The sequence below is a fragment of the Metapseudomonas boanensis genome, from assembly GCF_018704125.1.
In the GTDB taxonomy this organism is placed as follows: domain Bacteria; phylum Pseudomonadota; class Gammaproteobacteria; order Pseudomonadales; family Pseudomonadaceae; genus Metapseudomonas; species Metapseudomonas boanensis.
In genome coordinates this window covers 1-8,536 of sequence record NZ_JAGTIS010000036.1, presented here as the reverse complement: position 1 = coordinate 8,536, position 8,536 = coordinate 1, and the positions used below count along the sequence as shown (strand labels likewise).

The 8,536-nt window shown below is 60.9% G+C and carries 9 protein-coding genes and 1 pseudogene; all 10 read right to left on the bottom strand.

Annotated features, from left to right (window positions below):
* Nucleotides 1-1,240, bottom strand: a pseudogene (locus tag J7302_RS26060) (ImcF-related family protein); the annotation flags it as partial.
* A gap of 16 nt (nucleotides 1,241-1,256) precedes the next feature.
* On the bottom strand, nucleotides 1,257-2,498 hold the full coding sequence (locus tag J7302_RS26055) for a hypothetical protein (RefSeq protein ID WP_215381714.1): 1,242 nt from the start codon (nucleotides 2,496-2,498) through the stop codon (nucleotides 1,257-1,259).
* 3 nt (nucleotides 2,499-2,501) lie between these two features.
* Nucleotides 2,502-2,765, bottom strand: a complete 264-nt coding sequence (locus tag J7302_RS26050) for a PAAR domain-containing protein (protein WP_215381711.1) — start codon at nucleotides 2,763-2,765, stop codon at nucleotides 2,502-2,504.
* 45 nt (nucleotides 2,766-2,810) lie between these two features.
* Nucleotides 2,811-3,389 (bottom strand): hypothetical protein, encoded by a 579-nt coding sequence (locus J7302_RS26045; protein ID WP_215381707.1) that lies wholly within the window; start codon nucleotides 3,387-3,389, stop codon nucleotides 2,811-2,813.
* Nucleotides 3,364-4,341 (bottom strand): hypothetical protein, encoded by a 978-nt coding sequence (locus J7302_RS26040; protein WP_215381704.1) that lies wholly within the window; start codon nucleotides 4,339-4,341, stop codon nucleotides 3,364-3,366. Before J7302_RS26040 ends, J7302_RS26045 begins: the two co-directional genes overlap by 26 nt.
* Nucleotides 4,342-4,452: 111 nt before the next feature.
* Entirely contained in the window at nucleotides 4,453-5,151 is a 699-nt protein-coding gene (locus J7302_RS26035) for a DUF2931 family protein (protein WP_349814482.1), read from the bottom strand.
* Nucleotides 5,138-5,785 carry a DUF2931 family protein gene (locus J7302_RS26030; RefSeq protein WP_215381702.1) on the bottom strand — a complete coding sequence of 216 codons (648 nt, stop codon included), beginning with the start codon at nucleotides 5,783-5,785 and terminating at the stop codon, nucleotides 5,138-5,140. The genes J7302_RS26035 and J7302_RS26030 overlap by 14 nt, the downstream gene beginning before the upstream one ends.
* 37 nt (nucleotides 5,786-5,822) lie before the next feature.
* Nucleotides 5,823-6,017 carry a DUF2931 family protein gene (locus J7302_RS27000; protein WP_349814481.1) on the bottom strand — a complete coding sequence of 65 codons (195 nt, stop codon included), beginning with the start codon at nucleotides 6,015-6,017 and terminating at the stop codon, nucleotides 5,823-5,825.
* Entirely contained in the window at nucleotides 5,984-6,469 is a 486-nt protein-coding gene (locus J7302_RS26025) for a DUF2931 family protein (protein ID WP_349814480.1), read from the bottom strand. The genes J7302_RS27000 and J7302_RS26025 overlap by 34 nt, the downstream gene beginning before the upstream one ends.
* Nucleotides 6,466-8,536, bottom strand: a 2,071-nt coding sequence (locus J7302_RS26020) for a DUF2345 domain-containing protein (protein ID WP_215381699.1), incomplete at its 5' end; no start/stop codon positions are given. The genes J7302_RS26025 and J7302_RS26020, both read right to left, overlap by 4 nt.

The window sequence follows — 8,536 nt, the reverse complement described above, 5'->3', positions numbered from 1 at the left end:
GCTCGTGGACCAGTTCGTTGAAGGCGAGCAGTTGCTCATCACCTTCGCGGGGTTGATCGAGGGTGGCCAGTGCAGCCTGCATCTCGGCCACCTGAGCGCGGTTGCTGGCGAAGGACAGCAGTAGGCCGAGGCCCCACACAACCATCAGCGCGAGCGCAAGCGCCGTGCCAGCGCGCGGCAGCGTCCAGCCGTGGGGATGGCCGCCCAGGGTGGTATCGCCCAGCACGCCGCGCCAGGCCGGGTCCATGTGCCAGCTGTTCTTCGGCCCTCCGCCGGGCCTGGGTAGCGGCAGGCTGAACCACAGCCCACTCAGGATCACCCCGCGCGCTCGCAGCAATGGCGCCAAGGCCTGCTGCCAGCGGACGATGCCTTCGCTGTGCAGGTCGCCAGCCAGGCGCAATAAAAAATCGTGGCGCGGGTTGTCCTGCATCTGCGCCAGTCCCTGCTCGCGCAGTGGCTGCTCCAGGCGCTGCAGGCGGCTTTCCAGTTGAGCAGCACTGACTCGCGGCGACAACCGACAACCCACCGCCTCAGTCGGGCGCTCGGCCTGGCTCCAGGCACTGGCGCACACCTGCCAGAGGTGCACCGGCGCCTGCCAGCGCAGCAGGTGCGTCACTTTCTGCAGATGGATAACGCCGTTGCTGATGTGCCCGGATTCACCGCTCTGCTCAGGGGTGAGCGCCCAGACGATGCCGTCCAGCGGGCTCCGTGGGCAGAGCGCGCGCCACTGCTCAAGCTGCGCCGTATCCGGCTCGCTCTGGGTGCTACCACCCCACAGCAACAGCACGCCCTCACACTCCAGCCAGCGCTGCTCGGACAAGGTCGGGGCGATGGCTTCGATCTGGTCGGGCTCGCCAAGCACCAGCAGGAGGCGGACATTGCGGCGCCAGAAGAGGCCCGTGGTGCCACGCAGGCCTTCCTTTATCGCTTCGATTTTTACTGAGGCTGCGAGTGACGTATGGGCCTCCGCTCCTACGGCCTGCACCGGGGCCGACACATCATCCAGCTCCCGATACATCGAACGGCCCACCCGACGCCCCAATAGCGCGTAACTACTCACCATAACCAGCAACATGATCGTCATGCCTGCTGTGGTCAGCCGCCAGACTGCCTGCTCCTCACTGCCCGAAAGCACCCCTAAAAGCATCGGCTGCCACCAGAGCAGGACGCTCAAGATCAGGCCGATCAGCAACACCAGACCGACCAGTACCCCCAACCACATCGCACGACGAGAGCGCATCAGATACCCCTAATCCCTATTCCGAAGCAGGTTGCACGGGCATCACCACCGTGCTCCATAGCCCCGCCTCTGCGGTGCTCTCCCCACTGAAGATCAGTTGCGGCTGCCCTTTCCCTTTTTTGCCCTGGATAGCCTCAGCGGCAGCGGCAATCGCCACCCAGGGCGCGGCCCGCCCCGGATAGCCCAAGGTCGCATCCAGATCATGCAAGCCCTGGCCCGGCTTCGCCGGTATCGACAACGCTTCCCGTAGCCTGCCCAGTGCACCTTGACGCGTAGCGTCGACTCCGGTCAGCCACACATCCTGAATGGACGAAGCCTCCGCCTTGGCCCACTCCAGCGCCTGACACGCTGCACGGTCCAAATCCTTGGCTGTCGGCTTGCGCTCCCGCTCGGGACGGTACAGATAGGCCCTAGGTTCCAGTGTCGCTTGCGTCAGACGGTTGCCGAGCAATAGTCCGACTGCCGCCTCTGCCGTCCCTTCCGGCTGTACCGGCGCGATTTGGAACGCCACCACCAGCAATAGCGCCTGATCGCTGATACGCTGATCCAGCCACTGATCGACTGCCTCCGGCCCGCTCCCGTTAACCGGCGTGAGCGGCTGACGAATGCCGGATTCACGCCAAACGTGGCGCCATACCCGCTGCAATTCGTGAGGGGACAACGCACTGTCTGCTTCCAGCAAGAGGGCCAACGGCCTGTCTCCAGGCAATTGCGCCAGGACGCTCGCCAGTTCGGCCAGCACAGGCGGCAGCACGCGCAGCAGCAACTGTTCCGGCGATTCGTCCGCAGTGCGTGGGAGATGGCTATGACGCACCGCGCTTCCCTGCCATGAGGCTTGAACTGTCAAGGCCTGAGCGTCGCGACATAAGGCGTCCAACTGCGCAATTCCCGCCAGGTCCTCCGCGCTCCGTAGCGCGGTTTTCAGGCTGACGCCCAGCACTTGCAACGAACGACGGCCGCGGCGCATTTTCCGGATCAGGTCCAGATCGCGGGCCTCATCCCAGCCATCGGCCACACTCAGTGTTCCGAGGTACATCAGGGCCCGTAGAAAACCCAGCACGCACCAGACCAGAAAGGGCACACCCAGGGCCATGCGCCAGAATTTGGCCGGCTGCTGGGTCATTGAGTCGTCGCCCAGCCACAGCGTCACGCCCAAGCCCAGCCCCAACAACGACGGCAGTAGCAGCAACCAGAGCCAGGCGCGCGGTGGCGCGGGCGCCGCCGCCGAAGGCGGCACCTTGTCCAATCTGACCGGCATGATTCAGCTCGCCGTCGCGGCCGGCAGCGAAGAAATCAACGCGCAACCGCAGACGCACAGGTGCCCCTGAAAGGCGATGGGTACACCATTGTCACGAAACGTCGGATGCCCCTCGGCAATTACCGTAGGGCCATGCCCCGGAATCGGACAACTGACCGGATCGCCCAGACGGGCCACGCCAATACCGCCGAACTGCATGGCGGTGGAACCCGACAAAACAGTGCCTCCGCCCGTGGTTTTATCGCCAATGCGGATGATGCCTTTCATATTGTCCTCCTGACATAAAAATAAAATCGACAGCCCATAGTCCTACTATGGCTCTTCGCTCAATATGTTCTGCGCAGCAAACACATCGTTGCGCAGTACATAATTTGTTGAGCTTATAGACCTTCCAGAGTCATCGACGTTGTAAAACCAACGAATGGAGAAACCATCACTACTCCACTGCACGGCAGAAAAGTCCGCGTCTTCTTGCTGCACGCCCGTATCCAACCCGATCATGGACAGTGAGCGCAGGCAGCTACTCACCAAAACCCTGGTCTCCGCCTTCAGTTCCGCCCCAGCAACCTTGTATACATAAAACCAGACCTCACTTCCTGAGCCGCAGTATTTTGTTGGCTTTCCAGGATTGGACGGCGATACCTGGAATACTGAAACATAACTCTCCCCATTTATTTCGTGCTTGGATTTATCAAAAAAAACACCTTCCACATCAGAAAACAACTTCAGGTGATAAGCGCTGCCATCAGCGAGCAGCAAGTGTGCGCCTTCCTGCTGGCTAGCCACCCATGAAGTTTCTCCATCAGCAAATGCGTCATTCGCCAAGCCCAGTATTAGCATCAAAAGAACAAGCAGGATTATAGCCCTACTTTCCGAGTACATGGTCCGCATAACACACCCCTGTATAAAGCCATGGATGATCGCTGGACTGCCCTTTCGTTCCGAGCTTGTAAGTTTCCTTATCTCGATCGCGAAGCTCGGACTCCGTCTTATCCTTATTTTCTTCCTTGCCCGTCAACCAACCGATGTTTCCTGTTTGGGAGTCGCATAACAGATTTTTCTTCCTCAGCCAGACTTCAGAATTGGGATCCCACTCATGGTAAGAACCGCCATTCCAACGACTGATGGTCTCACGCTGTAACTGTTCATCCGAATAGTCCCTGCCACTTTGCCCCAGGTACTTCTCGGCCAGCCGTACTTTCTCCTTGTACAACGAAGAGCCTGCCGCAATATTTTCCTTCCAGTTCCAGGCTTGTTCGTAAGTGGGGGCAGGATTGGTCATTTGCGTGATCCCATAACCTTTATCAAAGGCAACGATGGGCTCACCATCCAGATTGATGAAGTGCTTCGAGCCTGTTTCCTGCTCCAGCAATTTGTCGAAACCGCCCACGCCTTCGAGGCCGGAAACATAAGTGGCAATATCTTCCTTATTCGGGTTATGACCGCGAATCGTAACGCTGCGCTCAAGCATCTTGCCGCCCACGAGAACCGTCACCGTCAATTCCCCACCCAGGACTTTCCCGCCGAAATCGGCCACCCACTTTTTATCTTTCCCAACGAAACTTCCGTACTCACTGAATGTTTGCTGCGTCTTGCCATTACGCGCGCGCTCTCTCAGGCCACTCGTTTTCGCTTCCCACTCGATAACCCAAGACCACTCATAGTCGCCATCGACATCCGCCTTGAATTCAAAGACGATTTCAGGAAGCGCAGGTTCTGACGTGATCTCGAACACCTCATTATCAGGCGGCGAGACCCACGACAAGGGACTGGCTGCCGATATCAATCTGACAACACTGCCTTCGGTGTTATTGCTTTTTCCGGCATTTCTGGCTTGTTGCACAACACTGTCCTCCTTGGGGATTGAGAAATAACTCCAGCAACTTCATGGCTGTGCGAAATCACTTGGTTGCAGTTTCAGCAGAACGCGGCTGCATTGCGCTATTGATAGTCCTTACCAACTGTCATAGGGAATTCCGTGCTGCTCGATATAGGCCTTGTTCTCTGGCTCCAGGGGGATGTACTTGCCTTTTGATTTTCCCTTGTACGGCCCCAACGGCTCGACCTTGGCCTGGTAGCGGCCCACTTCTTTGAAGGGCAGGCAGGGGCCCCCTACCCAGACCTTGACGATGCCGCCCGGCGCCAGGCCTAGCGAAATCATCTTCCGATAATCGTCCTTCCACTTCTGCGAGCCCTGGCAAAACACCCGCTCCGACCTGACCATCTCATCGCGCACCCACTGCGGAATCGGGATGGTGGCTTTGTAGGTCTGCGGCTCCACCAGCGATTGCCAGCGCACGAAAAGCATCTCCGGCAGGTCAACGTTGTTCACCGGCATCATCTTGCCGCCACCCTGGTGCCAGCCCTTCGCTTTGTTCGTATAAGCGGCCACACCTCCATGCACGTCGAAATACGCCATGCCGCGCTGGTCCAGCACATCCACGCTTTCCACCCACACCTCCATGTAACGCGGCGCGGCCAGGCCGACGTACCACGTGTCATACGGCAGCCGCGGCGGGCCAGGAGGGGCCCAGCCATGGTGATCACGGGCACAGGCACCCAGGCTCAGCAGCAGAACGGCACACAACGCCAGGCGCCTCATAAGAACAACGCCCGAAATGTCACTCTCCGGAATACCCTTACCAACTGTCATAGGGAATTCCGTGCTGCTCGATATAGGCCTTGTTCTCTGGCTCCAGGGGGATGTACTTGCCTTTTGATTTTCCCTTGTACGGCCCCAACGGCTCGACCTTGGCCTGGTAGCGGCCCACTTCTTTGAAGGGCAGGCAGGGGCCCCCTACCCAGACCTTGACGATGCCGCCCGGCGCCAGGCCCAAGGTAATCATTTCCCGGTAAGCATCTTCTGGCTCTTTTGAACTGGGACAAACCACCCGCTCCGGCCTGACCATCTCATCCCGCACCCACTGCGGGATCGGGATGGTGGCTTTGTAGGTCTGCGGCTCCACCAGCGATTGCCAGCGCACGAAGAGCATCTCCGGCAGGTCGACGTGGTTCACCGGCTTCATCGCCCCGCCCCCCTTGTGCCAGCCTTCCGGCTTGCGGGTATAGCCCGCTACACCGCCATGCACGCGGAAGAACGCCATCCCCCGCTGGTCCAGCACATCGACGCTTTCCACCCACACCTCCATGTAACGCGGCGCGGCCAGGCCGACGTACCAGCTGTCATACGGCAGCTGCGGTGGCCCTGGGGGAGCCCAGCCGTTGTTATCGCCGGCACAGGCACTCAGGCTCAGCAGCAGAACGACATACAGCGCCAGGCGTCTCATAAGAACAACGCCCGAAATGTCACCCTCCGGAATACCCTTACCAACTGCCATAGGGAATTCCGTGCTGCTCGATATAGGCCTTGTTCTCTGGCTCCAGGGGGATGTACTTGCCTTTTGATTTTCCCTTGTACGGCCCCAACGGCTCGACCTTGGCCTGGTAGCGGCCCACTTCTTTGAACCCGCCAGCGCAAGGTCCCCCTACCCAGACCTTGACGATGCCGCCCGGCGCCAAGCCCAGGGAAATATCCTTCCGGTAGTTTGCTTCCCATTGATGAGTGGCCTCGCAGTAGGCTCCGGCCTGACCATCTCACCGCGCACCCACTGCGGGATCGGGATGGTGGCTTTGTAGGTCTGCGGCTCCACCAGCGATTGCCAGCGCACGAAGAGCATCTCCGGCAGGTCAACGTTGTTCACCGGCATCATCTTGCCGCCACCCTGGTGCCAGCCCTTCGCTTTGTTCGTATAAGCGGCCACACCTCCATGCACGTCGAAATACGCCATGCCGCGCTGGTCCAGCACATCCACGCTTTCCACCCACACCTCCATGTAGCGGGGCGCGGCCAGGCCGACGTACCAGCTGTCATACGGCAGCTGCGGTGGCCCTGGGGGAGCCCAGCCGTTGTTATCGCCGGCACAGGCACTCAGGCTCAGCAGCAGAACGACATACAGCGCCAGGCGTCTCATACCGGATAATCCTTTTGCGGCTGGTTGGGGTAGACATTACGGGTAGCATTCTCCGCGGGCTTGTTGACCAGGATGCCGCTGCTGGGTGTCCAGTGCGCGGATTGGTGGATGTAATGGCCTCGCAGCAGGCGCTCCTGCTCCGGGCTGAGTTGCACCCCGAGGCCGGCCAGGGCTAATTCCAGCGTGGTGGAGGCAATGGCCTGCAGCTCGTCCGGCAAGGCCAAATCCGGACGCTCATCCAACCCCTTAAAGGGCACCCCATGCCGCACGCCCAGCTCGCGCATTACACGCAGGCCAATCAGGGCGAGCTCGCCACGCACGGGCCGGTCAAGGACGGCGGCCACCAGGAAGTGGCGTTCCGGGTTGTCGCGGTCGCCCCGGGCGGGCATGGCGATCGGCCAGGTCGAGATGTCGATGTCGCCGTCCCCGGCCAGGCCGCTGGCGAACAGGGCATTGACCCGCGCGCGCGTCTGTTGCCAGAGCGGATGCGCCGTTGGCGTTTGCCGATGCGTCAGGATCATTCGCCGCGGTTGGGTCAGCAGCAGGCGCTCCCGTCCACGGGGCAGGTAGCCACCGCCAATGTCGGAATGCACACCCGGCAGGCTGATTTCCTCATGCTCCGGCTCTACGCTGTTAAGGGCGAAGTTGTGGCGGCATTCATCGCGGGCGCGCAGCTGGACCACTTTCCGGGCGCAGCCGGGCGGCAGGTAGAGGTTGAGGTCGGGGTTACTGGCGTTGCCAGCGCTGAGGTCGCCATGTGACAGGCTGACGATACCGGCCACGCTATCGAACAGGCCGATGAGGTTGAGGCAGACGTGCGTGGCAGGCTCGAACCCCGGCCGTAAGCCGAAACGGCCGGCGCGCAACAGATCCTGGAACACACCGCGAGCGGGCTTGAGCAGTTCGTTGGCACAGTGCCGTGCCGCCGCCGCGCCCCGGCTGAAGCCGAACAGATCGAACTCCACGGCGCGAACACGGATGCCAGGGTTGGTTTGTTTAAACGCATCGAGTTGTTCTTCTATCTTCGCCGGCGCCTGCTCGACCCGCGCCACCACCCCCGTTTCGCCTCGACCGAAGCCCTGGCCGTAGAGCGAATCCTTGCCGCCGCTGCGCGTGCCGATACCTTCCAGGTAAACAGGCACATAACCAATGTCAGCATCGGCCGTAACCGGCACTGCCACGTTATCGGGATACAGCCTGAACAGATGCGCCACGTTACTCGGCGCATTGCCATAGCTGTTGTCCGGTGCTCCAGTAAAGCTGCCGCCGTCGAGCCCGGTGTAGCCATAGCCTTCGCATTGCCGGATGATCGTCGCCAGTTCGTCCTCACTAAACTGGTTCAAATCGTCGCGTTGGCATTGCGCGACAGCGGCCGCGTTGGCCAGGTTGTTGCCGGTGCCATCGAAGAACAGACCCAGGCGCAATACGATGCCGTCGGGCAATTCTTCCTCCTCTTCCTCCTCTTCCAGTTCCAGCTCCTTGCCAAAGGTCACCGAGAGCGCCTCGGGCGTGGGGGTGTACACCCGCTGAGTGAAACCCTGGCTGTCGGTGACGCCGCGCCAGGTGCGCCCTGAGGCGCCCGTGATCTTGTAAGGCATGGCAGCCAGAGTCCGTTCACCATCGTCTGCGAAGAGTTGGAATTGCTCGTCAAAGCGCAATGGCGGCTGCACCTCCAGGGGCAAGACTGGCAGGGACCTGACCTGGGGAGCCTTGGTTTGCTGGTAGTCGAAATGCACCGCCTTGATCAGGTGCTCACCCTGGGTGCCGGACTCGATGCGATACGGATCGAGGGTGATGTAGCTGCCCCCGGCGTTGAGGGTGATCTTCTGCTTCGCGCTGATGCGGATTTCGTCCTCGGTGCTGGTGATGTCCAGGCCGTGGCGGGCGAGTAGTTCCAGGCGGTCGTTCTGTGCCTGGATCTGCACCACGCCCTGGTTGGCGATCAGCTTCAGGCCGAGCTTGCGCACGAACAGGCTGACGCCCTCGCCCACGCCGATGAACAGGCGCTTGACCACGCTGATATCGGCCTCTTGGCCGGCGTTGATCATCAGGTTGCGCTGGGCCGCC

Coding starts and splice junctions, on each gene's coding strand:
- J7302_RS26025 (WP_349814480.1), bottom strand. CDS start 6,469: ATGAGACGCCTGGCGCTGTATGTCGTTCTGCTGCTGAGCCTGAGTGCC.
- J7302_RS26045 (WP_215381707.1), bottom strand. CDS start 3,389: ATGCGGACCATGTACTCGGAAAGTAGGGCTATAATCCTGCTTGTTCTT.
- J7302_RS26050 (WP_215381711.1), bottom strand. CDS start 2,765: ATGAAAGGCATCATCCGCATTGGCGATAAAACCACGGGCGGAGGCACT.
- J7302_RS26030 (WP_215381702.1), bottom strand. CDS start 5,785: ATGAGACGCCTGGCGCTGTATGTCGTTCTGCTGCTGAGCCTGAGTGCC.
- J7302_RS26055 (WP_215381714.1), bottom strand. CDS start 2,498: ATGCCGGTCAGATTGGACAAGGTGCCGCCTTCGGCGGCGGCGCCCGCG.
- J7302_RS26035 (WP_349814482.1), bottom strand. CDS start 5,151: ATGACAGTTGGTAAGGGTATTCCGGAGAGTGACATTTCGGGCGTTGTT.